This window comes from Acinetobacter sp. WU_MDCI_Abxb74, from assembly GCF_025513915.1.
GTDB lineage: Bacteria > Pseudomonadota > Gammaproteobacteria > Pseudomonadales > Moraxellaceae > Acinetobacter > Acinetobacter calcoaceticus_C.
In genome coordinates this window covers 30,323-48,629 of the sequence record NZ_JAHPRP010000009.1, presented here as the reverse complement: position 1 = coordinate 48,629, position 18,307 = coordinate 30,323, and the positions used below count along the sequence as shown (strand labels likewise).

Genomic DNA, 18,307 nt, shown 5'->3' with positions numbered 1-18,307 from the left:
ATCAATGATAAATTTACACTTTAAATTCCATATCCATTTCGTTTTACAGGATATCTAGCACAGGCCAATGTGCACAAAAAAGGTGAACGATTATGCCAATTTACAATGCTCCTTTAGCTGATATGAAATTCATCTTAAATGATGTATTCAAAGCAGAACAATTTTGGCAGTCTAATGAGAAACTCGCTCATGTAGATGCTGCAACTGCTGAAGCAATTTTAGAAGAAATGGCTAAATTTGCTCAGAACGTGACTCATCCATTAAACCGTACTGGTGATGAAGAAGGCGCTCGCTATGAAAACGGCGAAGTGTTCACACCAGCTGGTTTTAAAGATGCATTCCGTCAATATGCAGAAGGCGGTTGGATTGGCTTAGGTGCCGACGAAGAATGGGGCGGTCAAGGCATGCCAAAAATGCTCACCGTTCTTTCTGATGAAATGTTATTTGCGACTAACCCATCATTTATGCTCTACCCGCTTCTTTCTGTGGGTGCAGGCATGGCTTTAAGCAGCTATGCATCTCAAGAACAAAAAGAAACTTACTTACCTAAGATTTATTCAGGTGAATGGTCAGGCACCATGTGTTTGACAGAGCCACATGCAGGTACTGACTTAGGTATTATCAAAACTAAAGCAGAACCTAATGAAGATGGTACTTATAACATTACAGGTACTAAAATCTTCATCACTGGTGGTGACAACGATTTAGCAGAAAACATCATTCACTTGGTACTTGCTAAAACGCCTGATGCCCCTGCTGGCTCACGTGGCATCTCGCTCTTTATCGTACCTAAGTATCTTGTAAATGAAGATGGTTCATTAGGTGAACGCAACTTAGTTGGACCAGGTTCTATCGAACATAAAATGGGGATCAAAGCATCTGCAACTTGTGTGATGAACTTTGATGCAGCAAAAGGTTACCTCGTTGGTAAAGAAAACGAAGGTCTTGCTGCCATGTTTGTCATGATGAACTACGAACGTTTATCAATGGGTATTCAAGGTTTAGGCGCATCTGAGTTTGCATATCAAAATGCAGCACAATATGCGACTGACCGCTTACAAGGCCGTAGTGCAGCAGGTGTTCAATCACCAAACAAACCAGCAGATAGCATTTTGGTACATGGTGACGTACGTCGTATGTTGTTAAACGTACGCGCAAACAATGAAGCATCTCGTGCTTTTGCAGTGTATGTAGGTCAACAGCTCGATATCACTAAATTCTCAACTGATGCAGAAGCTGTAAAAAAAGCCAATAATCGCGTTGCACTTTTAACGCCGATTGCTAAAGCTTACCTCACAGATACAGCGTTCCAAGCAACTTTAGATGCTCAAATGGTATTTGGTGGTCATGGCTATATCCGTGAATGGGGTATGGAACAATGTATCCGTGATCTCCGTATTGCTCAAATTTACGAAGGAACGAACGGCGTTCAATCTCAAGATTTAATTGGTCGTAAAACCATTAAATGTGGCGGCGCGTTCATTGCTGAATACATCACTGAAATTCGTGACTTTGCAAACGACTTAGACACAGACTTAAACTTCATTAAAGATGCAACTTTAGATGCTGCAACTGAAATTGAAGCTATTACTCAGTTCATTATTGAACAAGCTGCTGAAAACGTAGATTTCCCAAATGCTGCGGCAGTTGATTATTTACATGCAGTTGGCCTACTCAGCTTTGCATTTATGTTTGCGAAAATTGCAGGGGCAGCAAAAGATAAGTCTGGTGATTTCTATCAAAACAAACTTGCTTTAGCTCAATATTTTGTTGAACGTATCTTGCCAGATATTGATGCGCGTATTGCTAAAATCAAAGCAGGTTCTGACTTAGTTATGGGCTTTAGTGAAGACTACTTCACAAACCAAGCTTAATTAATTATTGAATAAAAAATGCCTGAGAAATTAGGCATTTTTTTTAATTCAACAAAAGCTCAAAAAATCTTATCTTTTTAATTTCTCTACTAAAAAATCAGCAGTAATATTTACACTGGGTAATAATCCTCGTCTTGTTAACATGAGCAAACTGGTCGTTACATTACCTGCAGACCAATCTGGTAAAACATGAATTAGACTTCCATTCGATAGTTCATTCATACAAAATGTTTCGGGTAAAAGCGTAATACCAATTCCTCGCTTCGCAGCACCTTTCAAAACTTCTGCTTCATTTGCCACAAAGCGAATATTTGGTCGTACAATCTCTTTTTCTCCAGACATATGCTTGAAGGACCAAGGATTCATTTGCAGATCAGACCATAATCCTTGATGGTCCACTAAATCTTGTGGTGAATTAATTGAGGCTGTGTTCATTAAATAAGTAGGTGCAGCAACAGCAATAATCTTGTCATTTGTCAGCACACGTTGAATTAACCCAGAATCTGGTAATGATTGAAAATGACTACGGATCACAATATCAAAGTTTTCACTCATGACATCTACGTAGCGATCAGTTACCTCTATTTGTAATAATAATTTAGGATAACGTTCTGCAAGCTCAGGTAAACAATCAGATAAAAGAAACTGAGCAATTGGCACCGAAGCACTCAATCTGACCACACCACTAGGCTCTTGTTGCTGCATTAATAAATTTTCTTCAGCATAGCGAAATTCATCGACCGCATTTTTAGCATGCTGATAAAAAAGCTTTCCAGCTTCACTTAGTACAAAACTACGTGAACTACGATGGATTAAGGTTAAACCTAGCTTATTTTCTAATATCGCCACACGCTTACTAATCGTGGATTTAGGTAAATTGAGTTGTTTAGCTGCAGCAGAAAATCCTTGATGCTCTACAGCCACAACAAAGAGAAAAACGTCATTCAAATTTTGTCTAAGTAGCATTCTTCAATGTCCATATATGTAGACAATAAGTTTCATAATACCTGACTACTAGAAACTTTTCTGCCGACTTAAGATGATTCTACACACCACACAAGAGTAATCATCATGTCAACTTTCACTTTATTTTATGGTATCCCTTCTGGTTGTTCATTTGGCTCTATTGTTGCATTGGAATGGTCTGGTTTACCCTATCAACTATGTAGAATCGAGATGCCAGAACAATGCAATACCGAGGCATACCGCCGAATTAATCCTGTAGGTGAAACACCAGCCCTGCTCTACGACAATGGTAAAGTCTTAACGGAAAGCATGGCGATCTTGAGTTATCTCATGGCAAAAAGCTCAAACACTACTTTTCACTATCAACAAGGAACAGAAAAATTTAATCAGTTCAATCAGAAGCTAGCTTTCTTAAATACCACGTTATTCAACGCATTTAGCCCCTTATGGTATAGCCTTGAGCATTCTTCATCGGAAGAAGCCACTCACGCATTACGTGAATATGGAGCAACACAAGTCAAAAAAGCATTTACTGCTTTAGAGCATAGCTTGACAGAGCAAACATGGTTAATGGGCGATCAATTGTCTTTCGTTGATGGCTACTACGCGGGTATAGCACGCTGGTTGAAATATCATGATGTAATTGATATTAATCATTTCCCGAACTGCCAGCGTCTTTATCAGCAACTACAAGATCAAGCAGCTGTAAAATTTGCACATGCTATCGAACAAGAACAGGCTATTGAGAGTACTGGTAACTTTTTAGGTCATATTTCACTTGAAGATATTCTCCAACAACATACAAACTTAAGATAACTTTTTGTTGGCTATCATGCTCCAAATATAGAGCAAAGAGGCTTTAGTGAAGATTAATTTATAACTCAATTTCAGTTAAATAATAAATAAAAAATGCCTGAACTTTCAGGCATTTTTTTGTTTATAAAGATTATTTCCTAAGGCGCTAAAAGTAACTTTCCTGTGGTTTTTCTTGATTCTAAATCTTGGTGGGCAAGCGAAGCCTGATCAAGTGAATAAACTTTATTTATATTTACCTTTAATATATTTTCTTCTATTAATTTAAACACCTCATGCGCTCTCTTTTGTAGTTCTTCTCTAGTCGCTGTGTAGGTAGCCAATGTCGGTCTCGTTAAATAAATTGATCCTTGTTTCGATAAAGCAATTGGATCAATAGGTGGAACTTTTCCACTGGATTGGCCAAACAAAACTAACAGCCCTAATGGCTTAACAACAGAAAGACTTCCTTCATAAGTCACGAGTCCAATAGAGTCATAAACGACATCTACACCTTGGCCTTGCGTAACTTCTCTACAAACTTCCACAAAATTTTGATTACTCGTATCAATTACAAAGGCGGCTCCAGCAGATTGAGCTTGAACTACTTTTTCATTTGAAGATACAGTTGTTATAACGGTTGCACCCTGTTTTTTTAATAATTGAACGAGCAATGCACCTACGCCACCCGCTCCTGCATGAACCAACGCAACTGTTTCAGAGTTAACCTTATAAGTCGAATAAGCTAAATAATGGGCAGTTAGTCCCTGCATTAAACCAGAAACCGCAATCTCATCACTAATACCCTCTGGAATATGAATTAATTTATCTACGGGAATACTCACATATTCAGCATAAGCCCCATTTGAAGCAAGCCAAGCAACTCTATCGCCTACTTTAAATTCTGAACTTAAAGATTCAACAACAATACCTGCCCCTTCTTGTCCTAAAATATAAGGTAAAGATGGCAAAGGATTTACACCTTTACGTTGATAAATATCTGAAAAGTTGATTCCAGCTCTTGAAACTTTTACTAAAACTTCCCCATTTTTTATTTGTGGTTTTTCTATTTCTTCATAAATAAGTTCATCAGGATTTCCATAACGATATAGCTTTACCGCTTTCATTTTTTATCCTTTCATACTTAGTAAAATTTAATTTATTTTTACCATATTAATGAACACAAAGCTTATTCCTCTACTTTTTTCTTTTTATTAAATAAAGATAAACTTTTTAAGCGAACTATTTCCATTGGCATGGAATTTGTTTTAATTTCTAATCATTCTGAAGCAAATAAAAGATCCCATTATGCCTGATCCTAAAAAATACGAGCGGATTTTAGACCGTTTCGGTCACTATGCCGTAGAAGCATTCCACTATTTAGCCTTATTTATTATTGGCTGTATGGTAGCTTGGTCCGCAGCTAATACTGTTTTTGAAATTTTGACCATCAAAAAGTATGCTTCAATTGATGATATTTTATTGTTATTTATATATTTAGAACTTGGGGCAATGGTTGGCATTTACTTTAAAACCAATCATATGCCTGTACGCTTTCTTATTTATGTTGCGATTACGGCATTAACCCGTCTACTCATTTCAGATATCCAACATGACCATAAAGCAGATATGGACCAAGTCATTATTACAGGCTCAATTCTTATTTTAGCTTTATCTATTTTAGTCGTTCGTTTTGCATCTTGGAATTACCCTTCGGTGATGAAAGAAAAACATGCAAAAACACCAACAACCTTAAAGCCCCCTCAACCGCAAGATGACGAATTAGCATAAAAAAAATGGCCTCAACATTGAGGCCATTTATATATTCTTTATTTCAGAATTAACGAACACGATAAATTTGATGTTTTGAGTCGACTAATAGATATTGGTTAGGTGTTTTAACCCAATGATATCCACGTGGTGGCTCATATAAGCGATTCGCTCGCCAGTCTGAAACATAATAACGGCTATTGCGGTATTGAGTAGGAATACGTTCACCACGCTTGAATGCAACATAACGGCCATAGTGCTTTCCACGATCGGCATTTGACCAACTTGGAGCCCGATGATCATTACGGTAATCATGGCGACGGTCATCACGATCACGATGTTCATATCGGTCATGGTCTCTACCATGATTATTATCCCAACGATGATTTGTATCGGCCATCGCGGTAGCTGATATACCCAACATTAATGTCGAAAGTACAAGAACGATTGGCTTTTTCATGGCCCATTTCCTTTTTATCTTGATATGAAGCTAGATTAAAAGACAGTCAAGGAGAAACCATGAATAAAACAGATGAGATTGCTAAGGTTTGTAATGACTATAAAGAAAATATGAAGAATCTGTATCTATGCTAACATTAGCTTTTTTCTAGCTAGGTCAATTGCTGTGTCTGAAATCAGTTTTGAACGTCTTCATCAATTTTTTTGCAAAGTTCCAACCGTACAAGAAGCCCGTATCATGGCTCATGGAGCAGATGGCGAACATGCTTGGTGGTTTAAGTTCAGTATTGATGTAGAACACCCACTTGCATGGCAAACAGTTCAAGAATTAGGGCATGTTTTAAACTACCTATCAACAAATGAACGCCTACCGACCTTATTCTTTCCTGTTTCTCCACCACCTTATATGAACGGTGAAGCAAAAGATTTTTTATCGTGGATTATTCAATGTAATCATCCGGAGTTTTCTCCAGATGTGGTCTGTGACTGGCTTGAGGCACGTTTACCAAATCCTGTAGATGATGAGTCACAGTGGAAAATTAAGACTGATTTGAGTGAATTAGAAAAGTTAGATGATAAGACTTTGGATCAATTGATTCCGCCAGCGCCTTAAAATCATATTATTTAGTTTTATCCTTCTTATTGCACAGCCTTTACTTACAGTGATGTTCTAATGTCTTTTGTATAGGCTAATGCCTCACTTTTGAAAGGTCAAAAGTGACAAAAACCATTGTTTCACTGATGTAGCTTCCCTGCCACACAGTGAAACGGCGACATCCATGTCGCCAATCATCTTGCCAATTTTGTACAAAATCACGGCAGCGAATAAGCTTCAAGCTTACGATGAAACTAAGTAAGACTCCGTCGTGAACATAGAGTCTTACCGTTTATATAAAAAATAGAATTAAAAAGTCGACAATCCTGACCATTCCATAAAACGATAAATCCAGTATTTCACTTTCGACTCATCTGCATACTTCGCATAGTCCAAGCTCATCTGTTTACCTTGCAGATTTGACCACGATGTATTGAAGTAATCTTGAGCATCTTGAAAGACTTGATCTTGAACTTTTCCAATAACCAACATGTCAGTTTCAAGGTTATAATTTTTTAAATTACGGGCTGTAAAATTAGCCGATCCTACAATCAACTCAGCTTGCTGAGCGTTATATTTTAATATCATTTTGCTATGGTTCTGCTCACCATGTGTGTCACACCAACGGATTGGAATGCCCACAGCATGTAGCTCTGAAGCCACCTGACGGTTTGGAATACCATTCTTTTGTCGACCAAAAGCATCTTTATTTGGATCAAGTAGAACGCGAACAACCACGCCTCTTTCTTGAGCATTTTTTAGAGCTTGAATAATCTTGCGTTCAGATAAATAGAACATACTTAAATCAAGATGCTCTTTCGGCTTCGCTGAATCAATCAATTTCAATACAGATTGATAAATCGCACCTTCAGTTAAGACTTGGACTTGAGGTTTGGTTACGTCTTTTTCAAAATCACCTAAAATGAGTGAGGGAGCACTACTTCCCGACATTCGTGCAACCGCTGCTTCAGTTTGTAGAACATCAGCCGCTGTGGCTCCTGTTACAACCAACGCAACATTAGAATGTCTAGAACTACCATCGTGTGGGTTTGCCGAAGTTACGAGTGATTTCCAGCCTGCATCGGTATCGACTACCACAGTTTTACGGTGATTCGCCTTAAAGTTAAATAAATTCAGATAACTACGAAGTGTAATTTTTTCATCACCAAACGGATTAGGTAACCAGCCTTTGTCTGGGTTATTCCCAATATTCTGGCAACAGATGTACCATAAGCCGGACCAGAATGGGTTAGATGCACGTAATGGGCCTAAATTGGTTTCAATTACATCAACACCCGCTTGGCGTAACTGTCGATAATGCTCAGGCTTTAGGCCACCGTAAACCGAATTAATCGGGTCGGTAATCATCACAATTTGGATTTGACGGTTTTGTCTTTTTTTACTCACTAATGCATCGGTTAACTCTTGCATAAGTGGTCTTTGCTTTATTTTTGAATCACCAACTTCTGAATTAAATAAGAACATATCCACGACTATGGTGGTTTGCGCCTCATCAATCATTTTCAAGATTTCATCAAAAATGTGCTGATCAAGCTGCTGTTGCCCTTTTGCATCAAGATAGGTTTTATCTGCTAAAAATTTAACGTCGGCATGTCTAAGCTTGCCACTAAAGTTGATGCCTTGTGGCAATGGTTTTACTGTGTGGTAAATTGCCGATGTAAGATATGCAATAGCAACAACGCAAAGTAATACCGCCATATAACGACGCCCTGACCAATTTATTTTTTGATGAATTCGCTGAAAAATACGCATAAAAAAGACCTAACTTGATGCTTTCAAATTAGGTCTTTTGGATTGATTTTTCAAGTTTAGTTTCGTGTTAAAGCCTTAAAATTTAAAATCAACACCTACTGTAAAATTGCGTCCAACTTGTGGAATATTTGATAAGAACGATGCATGTTGATAAACCGTGTCGTCTAACAAGTTATTCGCTTTCATATAGACGCGATAATCTGTTTTTACACCATATTGCCCAGAATACGCCACACCAAGATTGAGCATGTTATAGCCTTCAGTTTCAGTCTCGTATGCCGCGATTTTGTCTTGGTTAAAGACATGATAATACTCGGCAGAACCGCTAAAACCATCACCGAAGTCTGCATCGACTTTAGTTCCTAAGCGTCCTGCTGGAATACGTGGTGCATTTCCTTCTGCATCAATTTTACCGCGCACATAGTCACCAAAAGCACTGATCTTGTACATTGGGGTAATTTGATAACCAATTTCACCCTCTGCACCATAGAAACGCGCTTTATCTTGGGTGTATTGAACTAAACGGAAGTCTTTATAGCGGTCAAGGGTTTGCGCATAGATATAATCATCAAACCAGTTATGGTAAACATGAAGATGATAGTCGAGTTTGTCATTGTCATAATGCAAACCTAATTCAACATTATTCGATTTTTCCTTACCGAGTTGATCATTTCCTAACTCATAAGTATTGGTCGCAAAGTGCCCACCATTTGCATATAACTCTTGAGCTAAAGGTAAACGTTCTTGATGTGACGCTACAAAAGAAAGTTTATAGTTTGGCGCAAACTCCCAGTTCGCAGCACCTGCATAAGAAAATGCAGAACCATCAAAATCTTGTTTAGAGTTATCATCTACATCAATTTCTTGCTGATCTGCACGTGCAGAAAGCTCAAAATGTACGTCTTTCCATTGTTTATGTTCTAAGGCAAATACGCTCCACTTTTTGGTAGTGGTCGGTGCCATAAAGGCTTCTTCGCCTGTTAAATCTAATTTTTGCTGGCCCAACTGTGCACCAATGACGCCTTCCCAATCAGCAATCGGGTTATGTACTAACTCAATACGTCCGTCATAGCCCTTGTTTTGGAATCGGGTCGCAATTGTCCCTTCTTCAATTTCATCATGTTGATAGTCAGTATAACTTGCCTGAGCACGTAACTTTTGAAAGCCCGCAAAAGGATCATTTAACTCAGTTTTAAAATCATAACGCTCGGATTTTAAGTCAATCCATGGGCCGCCATGTTCATGCTCATTTTCTTCATGTCCATGATCGTGAGTTTCTTCACCATCTTCATGCTCATGATCGCCACAATGCAAATGTGGTCTTCCACCTAGATGAGCGCTACAACTTTCATATTCATGGCTGTGCCCAGGCAAACCATATTGGTCTCGGCGGTTGCTATAAGAAATACCGGTATAACCACGGTCATAAATCCAAGATAACCCGACGTTAACTGAATCACCCTGAGCAAAAGTATTGTCTACACGGCGTTCTTTTTCACCTTCATGAATATAGTTTGGTGCAATGTAGTTATTCGCATCACGTGTTAACCCCTCAACGCGTAAAGCCACTTGGCGGCCCAAACCTACCGTTACACCAGCGCTCGCCAGTTTTTCATCACTTCCAGTGTTGTAACGTAAGCCAACTTGTCCTTCATAACCATTTTCAGGCATTTGCGTAGGGATCTTGTTATCAATAACATTAACTAAACCACCGACAGTTCCCGCACCAAATAGCAAAGTAGATGGACCTCGAATCACTTCAACTTGTTTTGCAAGAACAGGGTCTACAGTTACCGCGTGGTCAGGAGACAAGGTCGAGACATCAATATTTTCTGATGAATTTTGAAGCACCTTAACACGTGGACCATCTTGTCCCCGAATGACTGGACGACTCGAACCAGCCCCAAACTGATTAGCATAAATTCCCACTTCGCTACTGAGTGCATCCCCAATAGTGGCGGCCCCTTGCGATAAATGCTTTTGGTCAACGACTGTATCTGCAACGGCAAAATCTTGTGAAGTTTGCTCAAGTGGATGAGCCTTAATTCGAATAGTTTCTAACTTTTCAACATTTTCATTTTCTGCTGCAAACGATGGAACGGATATGACAGCTAAAATGGATAAGGTCAAAATATTTTTATAGAACAACATGAGGTGATTCTCTAATCGTTACGCGTCTTGTTTTGTTATATTATAACATTTCGATTCTTTTGCAATAAAAAACATTTATTAACCGATGATTCGCTAGACTGCTTGTTTGAATGATGTGAGTAATTTTTGATTTCTAATGCCTTTTACAATCTCTCATGCCGTTATAGCACCTCCTTTATCTAAGCTTAGCCAAAACACTTTACCGATTGCTGCTTTAGCAATTGGGAGTATGACACCCGATCTTTACCGCTTATTTACAGTTCATTCCAGCATGCTGACTCACCAATGGAAGGGACTGATTTATCCTAACCTTGCATTAGGCTTACTTTTTTGTGCTGTTTGGTATTTCCTTTACCGTCCAGTGATTTACCGTTTTTTTGGTGTGCAACATGATCTTGCGCTCAATTCTTTAAAACGTATTTTTTTATTTTTGATTGGAACATTGCTTGCACTAATCATCGGTATAGCGACTCATTTAATATGGGATGGCTTAACTCATGCAGACTTCCGAACCTTTGTATTTAAAGATGTATTAGCAACAACTGTTCATCTTTTTGGACGCCCATATCCATTACATCGTCTTTTACAACTTGGTTCTTCTGCTCTTGCTTTGCCTTTTCTCGCTTGGATGTGCCTGCACTATTATCAGCGCTATAAACAACATTGGAAGGTCAGTATAAAAATTAAAGTTTTTGCATGGTCTTTGTTTATTCTATCGACGTTCTTGGGTTTATTTTCTTTTTGGGATTATGCCCGCTACATTCCGCATGAGGTTTGGCATGCCGATACCTATTATTTCACTGGCCGTTCTATTAATGAGTTTATGCAAGGTTGGCTCAGCACATTTAGTTTAGGTTGCTTACTTTTCCTATTTTTGGATAGACAACAACGATTGGGATAATTTGGAAATCTTGCTGCCAAATTGCTCATTTTTCGCTTAATTTCTGCGGTTTTTTGATCTACTTCTTGTGACAAACCATGCAACAAGGCATAATCGAAAACTTATTTTTTTTGACGGTGCGCGGTTTACGCATCCGTCTTTTCAGCCAATATAGTTTGGATAATCTTCATTATGATGCGAACTCATTACTGTGGCTCTTTAACTGAAGCCCAAATCGACCAAACCGTTACACTATGCGGTTGGGTACATCGTCGCCGTGACCATGGCGGTGTTATTTTCCTTGATATGCGTGACCGTGATGGTCTCGTTCAAGTAGTTATTGACCCAGATACTCCAGAAGCATTTGCAACTGCAGATAAAGCACGTTCTGAATATGTATTAAAAATTACAGGTCGTGTTCGTCGCCGTTATGAAGGTACTGAAAATGCCAACATGGTGAGTGGTCAAATTGAAGTTTTAGGTAAAGACATCGAAGTTCTTGCCGCTTCTGAAACTCCACCATTCCCATTAAATGATGAAAATACCAATATTTCTGAAGAAATTCGTTTGAAATATCGCTTCTTAGATATTCGTCGTCCTGAAATGTTGGATCGTTTACGCTTCCGTTCTAAATTGACCAATCTTATTCGTAATTATTTCGAAGATAATGGTTTCTTAGACGTTGAAACACCTATTTTGACACGTGCAACACCTGAAGGCGCGCGTGACTACTTAGTACCAAGTCGTGTACAAAATGGTAGTTTCTATGCACTTCCACAATCACCACAATTATTCAAACAATTGTTGATGGTGGGTGGTATTGATCGTTACTACCAAATCGCAAAATGTTTCCGCGACGAAGACTTACGTGCTGATCGTCAACCAGAATTTACTCAAATCGACGTTGAAACATCGTTCATGAGTGACGATGACATTATGGACTTAATGGAAGTCCTCACTGTGAAGATGTTCGATGAACTTCTTGGCGTTAAATTCGATAAATTCCAACGTATGACTTACGCAGATGCAATGCGTGACTATGCATCAGACAAACCTGATATGCGTATTCCGTTGAAACTCGTCGATGTTGCAGACTTAATGCAAGAAGTAGAGTTCAAAGTATTTGCAGGTCCTGCAAAAGATCCTAAAGGCCGTATTGTTGCTTTACGTGTTCCAGGTGCAGCGTCATTGCCACGTAGTGCAATCGATGAATACACCAAATTCGTTGGCATCTATGGTGCAAAAGGTTTGGCTTATATCAAAGTTAATGAACTCGCTAAAGGGATTGAAGGTCTTCAATCTCCAATCGTAAAATTCATTGAACCGATCGTACTTGAATTGTTGACACGTGTTGGTGCGCAAGATGGCGATATCGTATTCTTTGGTGCAGATAAAGCTAAAGTTGTAAATGATGCAATGGGTGCTCTTCGTGTGAAGATTGGCCATGATTTGAATCTTTCAACGTGTGAGTGGGCTCCACTTTGGGTTGTTGACTTCCCAATGTTTGAAGAAACTGACGATGGCAAATGGACTTCTGTTCACCATCCATTCACGCTACCAAAATCAAGCGTAGAAGAAGTGAAGAGCAATCCAGGTGAAGCACTCTCTGTTGCTTACGACATGGTATTGAACGGTACTGAAGTTGGTGGTGGTTCACTTCGTATTTATACATTAGAAATGCAAAAAGCGATTTTTGAAGCGCTTGGTATTTCTGATGAAGAAGCAGAAGAGAAATTCAGCTTCTTACTAAATGCGCTTCGCTACGGTGCTCCTCCTCACGGTGGTTTGGCATTTGGTCTTGACCGTTTAGTGATGTTAATGACTGGCGCGACTTCAATTCGTGACGTTATTGCGTTCCCTAAAACTAAGACTGCTGAATGTCCGCTTACTCAAGCACCTGCTCCTGTTGAAGCAAATCAGCTTCGTGACTTGGGCATCCGCTTACGTGAAAAGCCAAAAGCTGAAGAAACTAAATAATTTTTGGATTTTCAAATTAAAAAACCCTGCTTATGCAGGGTTTTTTATCAATTAATATCAATAACATAATTCACTTAAGTAAGCTATGCTTTGCGAATAGGCAGGTCAGTGGCATAATATCACCACTTTTTCTCCCTTGGTAATTCATTATGGCAATGCGCTCTGATGTACGTCGACATGCTTTAATCGTAATTGTATTCTCTCTTGCTCAATGGTTTTTCATGCGCTATATCCTTGCAAATGAATTATTTAATATCAATACAAATCAACGTATTCTTTATTTCTGCATAAGCAGCTTAGCAGGTGCATTGCTTATTTTTGTTGCACTGATTTATATGGTTTTAAAAGGCAATGCCGATAAATAAAAAGATATTTCTATTTATCATTTGAGGTTGTTATGGGTCTACGAAAATCTACAAGAAAAATTTTTTTCCTTTTAAGGTTTCATCTTAAATTCTATATAGATAAGCGTACCAAAAATATTGAACCTAACAACCTAGCAGATCTAATCACCCTTCATCCTCAATCTGAAGGTGAAATTAATATTCCAAAAATCATATGGATATACTGGGACTCTAAAAAACCTGAACTTGTAGAGCGTTGTCTAGAATGTATTAAAAGTTTGAATCATGAATATACTGTTCATATTTTAGACAATAATAATATAAATGATTTCTGTGACCTTGATTTTTCTCAATTTAAAGAACTCACTCCTCAATTAAAGTCAGATCTACTACGCTTATATTTATTATATAAATATGGAGGTATTTGGGTTGATGCAAGTGTAATCCTCTATCATAATTTAGATTGGATTATTGATCTATGTAATAACAATAAAACCAAAGCATTTGGGTATTATAGAAATGCCAATACAACAGTAAAACAGTACCCAGTCATTGAAAGTTGGCTCCTAGCTTCTGAGAAAGATAATCCTTTTTTTAAAGAATGGTTAATTGAACTAACCTATGCCATTAAATTAGGGATTAAGAACTATATTGAGGAAATTAGAAAAACATGTCCAAACTATAATGAATATTTTCAAAATATTTGTCGACTTGAATACCTAGTTATTTATGTAGCTTGTCAAAAAGTTTTAAGAAAAATGGATATGAGTATTTCACTAGTTAATTGCGATGAAAATGCTTTTATCTATCACGGTTTTAATAAAAAATCTCACATCCATTTTATTGAATCATTAGTACTAAATTATAGACCATTACATATGCCTTATCTTATAAAACTAATTGGTTCAGATAGATCTTTATTAGAGCCATACATCAAATTAAATAAAGTGAAGAAAAATTCTCTTCTTGATTTTTAAAATCTATCAATACCTATACTTAGCTATTTCTTTTTTAAATTTATTATTTAAAAAAAGAAATACTGCAAAAACAAATATATTAAAAATCAAAGTTATTTTAATATATTGAATAGAACCATTCCAGAATGTAATAAAGAAACTTATTAGTGATATGATAAAAATCAGACTAACACTTCTACTATACCGTTTAGAAATTTTTATAGCTTCATTATTCTTTTCAACCATATTCCAGATTGAACCAAGTTGATCATTGTATAAATCTTTATGGTTATCAAATATTCTATTTAAAGCAATTTCTTTTGAAATTTTTTGACAATCAATTTGATCAGTTAAACTAGACTGATCTGATCTTTTCCTATAAAAATATAAGTATTCTGGAATAACAAAATATTTTTCGTTATTTTTTAATAAAGATATATATAAGTTCCAATCTTCACATACTTTAAGTTTTTCATCATAGCCTCCCACTTTTTTAAAGTCAGCAGTCCGCATTAGAGCTATACATGGAAAAATAGCATTATGAAAAATGAACTCTTTTAAACTTACTATTTTATGGCTAATCTTATTATTTGAGCGTTCAAACTCTTGAACATTTGTACACACTAATGCTAAATCAGGACGTGTTTGCAATATATTTAAGCATTTTTCAATATAGCTAGATGCAATTTTGTCATCAGAGTCAACAAACATCAAATAATCACCAGAGGCATTATTTGCTCCCCAGTTTCTAGCACTCGACACTCCCCCATTTTCTTTTTTAAAATATTTATACTTATCTTTACCTAAATAATCAGATATATTTTCACACAACTCAGCACTGTCATTAGAGCCATCATCTACAATTATGCACTCAAAATTTTTATAAGTTTGTTCATCGATTGATTTAATCGTATCAAGAATAGTATTTGAGGCATTATAAGCCGGCACAATAATACTAATTAAAGCTGTCATATAAAATATCTCTAAATTAAAAAATATTATTAAAATTTAAAAGTATTGTTTATATGACAATTTAGCTAAATTTTTTCTCAACCCATAACCATATTTACTTTTTTCTAAATCTTCAGTTTTAGCCCTCTCACTTTCTAATCGGCTTAATATTGGATCTTTTTCTCCAATTTCAATTACTGGATGATCAACAATAAATGACATTAAGATATGAACAGTTGAATCAAAATCAAATAAATAACTCCAATCATCTGCTTTTCTTATTTTATGATGATATTTAAGTAATGTTTCAGCCATTTTTCTATCAACAATATATGCAAATGCATAACAAGCACGATGGAAAAAATCTGGAACTACTTCTAATACTTTTTTATTCAAAAAATTATAGTCTTTAAATTCACCTCTTGTTTTTAGGCATTCCTTCATTTGAATACCACCTAAACTAAATAGTAAATTTGATGGTAAAGATGTTTTTTCTAATTCTTGTTTTAACTTGTCGATGGTTAAATCATCGGGCAATATTGCATCATCTTCAAAAATCAATGCATATTCATCTTCCGATTCAAGGAAAAGCTCTAAAGCTTTTAAATGAGATAAGGTACATCCTAGCTCGCTTGGTGTTAAAGGTTGGGAACGGCCCTTTACAGCCATTTCAAAATATTGTTTTACTGATAAATCTACGCCCTTAACACCTACTTTTGTGTAGTCAACCTTACTCGTCTTGAAAAAATTTTGGCCGAGGAACTTACTTAAACGAGGTGATTTTTCATCTTCGATAGTTACAACATAAATCTTCATTAAGCTATTCCCCTTTTAAACAGCAAGTATCATATCTAATGTAAAATAGAGTTAATATATCTTTTTTATTTTCTTGTATTGTCATGATTCGTTCAATTCAAAAAAAATGGTACAAATACCAACAAGCAAAAAAAGCAAAATCTTTTGACTCTCATTGGTATATGCGTTTCGGCTGGCTAGAACAACCCTTTACAACACTTGAGCAATTACATTCACTCTTTGAGATCCACTCCCCGAGAAAGTTTACCTTTGCAGATAGCTTTTATGCTTATGAGAAAGGCCGTCATTTCATTTTTTTTGAAGAAGTTGATGACGAACATCCTGTGGGCTTTCTTTCGGTCTTGGAAGTTTTTAAAGACGGAACCTACACATCACCTGAGACAATCTTAAAACTCGACTATCACCTCTCTTATCCTTGTATATTCAAAGTAAAAGACACTTGGTACATGATTCCAGAGACTTCGGCTAATAAAACCATTGAGCTTTGGACATGTACTGAGTTTCCACTGAAATGGGAAAAGCATTCTAATCTAATCGAAAATATCGAAGCAGTCGACAGTACACCTTTTTATCATGAAGGCTTATGGTATCTTTTTACTTCAACACGTCGTGATTGTAAGAAGTTTGGTGACCGTTTAGATCTATTCTTTACCGAAGATATTTTGAATCCTGAATGGCAAGAGCACCCAATGAATCCAGTGTGCAGAGGCAGTCAGCAGTTTCGTATGGCGGGCAAGCCTTTTATTTATAAAGGGCAACTGGTTCGACCAAGTCAAGATTCTTTAAAACGTTATGGTGGGAATATCGAATTAAAAGCGATTACTCAGCTCAGCCCAACAACTTATGAAGAAAAATTGCTAGAAGTGGTTTTGCCTGACTGGAATCACGCAGATGACGGTTGCCATACTATTAATGTCGAAGATAACTTTGTGGTACTTGACGCCATCCGTCTTACACCAAAAAATAATTAAGTTTTTAACAGCTGCTTATAAATATTAAGCGTCTGCTCAGCCATGGCTGGCACAGTGAGCTCAGCCTTGGCTTTTTCATATAGAGGGCTAAAGTCATCTTGTGCAGCTGGTTTAAGTGCAGCTTGAATTGCGCTTGCTAGGCCCTCTGCATCTCCAATTTCTGCCAGATATTGTTCTGGCAACCATTCGATCACACCGTTGACTTTGGTTGAAGCCATTGCTTTATCGGCCTGTAAAGCCTCGACCATCACCAATGGAAAACCTTCACGGTCAGAAGATAAAACCACGATATCCGCCAACTGAACCAAATCACGTGCATCAGTTCTAAAACCGAGAAAAGCGACTCGGTTTTGAATATTTAGTTCACTGACTTGTTTCTCTAAACTTGCTCGAAGTGAACCATCACCAATAATCCATAAATTGGCATCAATCTGTTGCATCGACTCAATCAGTAAATTGATATTTTTTACTGGCTCTAGACGTCCAATACACATAACCACTTTTTTACTAGGGTCTAGTTCAGCAAAATCTTTTTGAATCGATTGAAGTAATTTTTCTTTATTTTCAGCTGTAAGAGCAGGTTGAGGATAAACCCCATTGTAAACCACGTGTGCTTTCGACTCGGGAATCCCTTGTGTGAGTGCTTGGCTCACAGCAATAACCGCATCGCCAGCTAAATAGGCAGATTTATTATTTTTAGTACCGTGTACCGTCGTTACAAATTTAGGGCCAGATAAAAATGGCTTAATACGGGCAATCAACTCAGCCGCCTTTCCCGCTTGTGCATGAACAATAGCGGGATGAATTTGTTGGATCAGATTTTTAAGTTGCCAAAGTAAAAAAATATTCCAGCGGCTACGTGCAAAATCGACGGCATGAAAATGTACTTGTTGGCTAAACTTGTCTACATAGCAAGGATGTGCAATCACGTGCACTTCATGGTTCAAAGCAAGCTCATTAACCAAATTAAAAGTGTGCTGCTCTAAACCACCAATCCCACCGCTCGTTGCCAATACCTGAACAATTTTCATA

General features: G+C 37.3%; 17 protein-coding genes. 9 read left to right on the top strand and 8 right to left on the bottom strand.

Annotation, left to right across the window (positions count from 1 at the left end; all coding sequences use genetic code 11):
* Positions 1–92 precede the first annotated feature (92 nt).
* Positions 93–1,874, top strand: a complete 1,782-nt coding sequence (locus KTH84_RS14565; RefSeq protein WP_262473815.1) for an acyl-CoA dehydrogenase C-terminal domain-containing protein — start codon at positions 93–95, stop codon at positions 1,872–1,874.
* A gap of 69 nt (positions 1,875–1,943) precedes the next feature.
* On the opposite strand, the gene KTH84_RS14560 is transcribed toward KTH84_RS14565, so the two are convergent.
* Positions 1,944–2,822 (bottom strand): LysR substrate-binding domain-containing protein, encoded by an 879-nt coding sequence (locus tag KTH84_RS14560; protein WP_262473924.1) that lies wholly within the window; start codon positions 2,820–2,822, stop codon positions 1,944–1,946.
* Between the two features lie 123 nt (positions 2,823–2,945).
* Here KTH84_RS14560 and KTH84_RS14555 point away from each other — a divergent pair, with 123 nt between their 5' ends.
* On the top strand, positions 2,946–3,656 hold the full coding sequence (locus tag KTH84_RS14555) for a glutathione S-transferase family protein (RefSeq protein ID WP_202743500.1): 711 nt from the start codon (positions 2,946–2,948) through the stop codon (positions 3,654–3,656).
* Positions 3,657–3,793: 137 nt separating this feature from the next.
* On the opposite strand, the gene KTH84_RS14550 is transcribed toward KTH84_RS14555, so the two are convergent.
* Complete coding sequence (locus tag KTH84_RS14550) at positions 3,794–4,759, bottom strand: quinone oxidoreductase family protein (RefSeq protein ID WP_262473813.1); 966 nt, start codon at positions 4,757–4,759, stop codon at positions 3,794–3,796.
* Positions 4,760–4,940: 181 nt separating this feature from the next.
* Here KTH84_RS14550 and KTH84_RS14545 point away from each other — a divergent pair, with 181 nt between their 5' ends.
* Complete coding sequence (locus KTH84_RS14545) at positions 4,941–5,423, top strand: phosphate-starvation-inducible protein PsiE (protein ID WP_133747719.1); 483 nt, start codon at positions 4,941–4,943, stop codon at positions 5,421–5,423.
* 49 nt (positions 5,424–5,472) lie between these two features.
* Here the strand turns inward: KTH84_RS14545 and KTH84_RS14540 are convergent, their stop codons facing one another.
* Positions 5,473–5,862 (bottom strand): RcnB family protein, encoded by a 390-nt coding sequence (locus KTH84_RS14540; protein ID WP_202743502.1) that lies wholly within the window; start codon positions 5,860–5,862, stop codon positions 5,473–5,475.
* A gap of 165 nt (positions 5,863–6,027) precedes the next feature.
* Here KTH84_RS14540 and KTH84_RS14535 point away from each other — a divergent pair, with 165 nt between their 5' ends.
* Entirely contained in the window at positions 6,028–6,474 is a 447-nt protein-coding gene (locus KTH84_RS14535; RefSeq protein WP_133971791.1) for a hypothetical protein, read from the top strand.
* Positions 6,475–6,765: 291 nt separating this feature from the next.
* On the opposite strand, the gene KTH84_RS14530 is transcribed toward KTH84_RS14535, so the two are convergent.
* A complete protein-coding gene (locus KTH84_RS14530) occupies positions 6,766–8,229 on the bottom strand; it encodes a phospholipase D family protein (protein WP_262473810.1) in 1,464 nt (487 codons plus the stop codon).
* 75 nt (positions 8,230–8,304) lie between these two features.
* Positions 8,305–10,380: a zinc piracy TonB-dependent receptor ZnuD gene (znuD, locus tag KTH84_RS14525; RefSeq protein WP_262473809.1), complete on the bottom strand. Its 2,076-nt coding sequence runs from the start codon at positions 10,378–10,380 to the stop codon at positions 8,305–8,307.
* A 136-nt stretch (positions 10,381–10,516) separates the two neighbouring features.
* Here znuD and KTH84_RS14520 point away from each other — a divergent pair, with 136 nt between their 5' ends.
* From KTH84_RS14520 to KTH84_RS14505, 4 genes are all read left to right on the top strand, one after another.
* Positions 10,517–11,281, top strand: a complete 765-nt coding sequence (locus KTH84_RS14520) for a DUF4184 family protein (protein ID WP_262473807.1) — start codon at positions 10,517–10,519, stop codon at positions 11,279–11,281.
* Positions 11,282–11,452: 171 nt separating this feature from the next.
* Entirely contained in the window at positions 11,453–13,237 is a 1,785-nt protein-coding gene (gene aspS / locus KTH84_RS14515) for an aspartate--tRNA ligase (protein ID WP_042897541.1), read from the top strand.
* 149 nt (positions 13,238–13,386) lie between these two features.
* Positions 13,387–13,602 (top strand): hypothetical protein, encoded by a 216-nt coding sequence (locus KTH84_RS14510; protein ID WP_042897543.1) that lies wholly within the window; start codon positions 13,387–13,389, stop codon positions 13,600–13,602.
* Between the two features lie 32 nt (positions 13,603–13,634).
* Positions 13,635–14,558 carry a capsular polysaccharide synthesis protein gene (locus KTH84_RS14505; protein ID WP_262473804.1) on the top strand — a complete coding sequence of 308 codons (924 nt, stop codon included), beginning with the start codon at positions 13,635–13,637 and terminating at the stop codon, positions 14,556–14,558.
* 6 nt (positions 14,559–14,564) lie between these two features.
* Here the strand turns inward: KTH84_RS14505 and KTH84_RS14500 are convergent, their stop codons facing one another.
* Positions 14,565–15,509 (bottom strand): glycosyltransferase family 2 protein, encoded by a 945-nt coding sequence (locus tag KTH84_RS14500; RefSeq protein ID WP_262473803.1) that lies wholly within the window; start codon positions 15,507–15,509, stop codon positions 14,565–14,567.
* Between the two features lie 36 nt (positions 15,510–15,545).
* On the bottom strand, positions 15,546–16,304 hold the full coding sequence (locus KTH84_RS14495; protein WP_262473801.1) for a glycosyltransferase family 25 protein: 759 nt from the start codon (positions 16,302–16,304) through the stop codon (positions 15,546–15,548).
* Positions 16,305–16,387: 83 nt separating this feature from the next.
* On the opposite strand from KTH84_RS14495, the gene KTH84_RS14490 reads away from it, so the two are divergent.
* Positions 16,388–17,275, top strand: coding sequence for a hypothetical protein (locus tag KTH84_RS14490; RefSeq protein WP_262473799.1), 888 nt, complete (start codon positions 16,388–16,390; stop codon positions 17,273–17,275).
* Here the strand turns inward: KTH84_RS14490 and KTH84_RS14485 are convergent.
* On the bottom strand, positions 17,272–18,306 hold the full coding sequence (locus tag KTH84_RS14485; protein WP_262473797.1) for a glycosyltransferase: 1,035 nt from the start codon (positions 18,304–18,306) through the stop codon (positions 17,272–17,274). The genes KTH84_RS14490 and KTH84_RS14485 overlap by 4 nt on opposite strands.
* Between the last annotated feature and the right edge of the window lies 1 nt (position 18,307).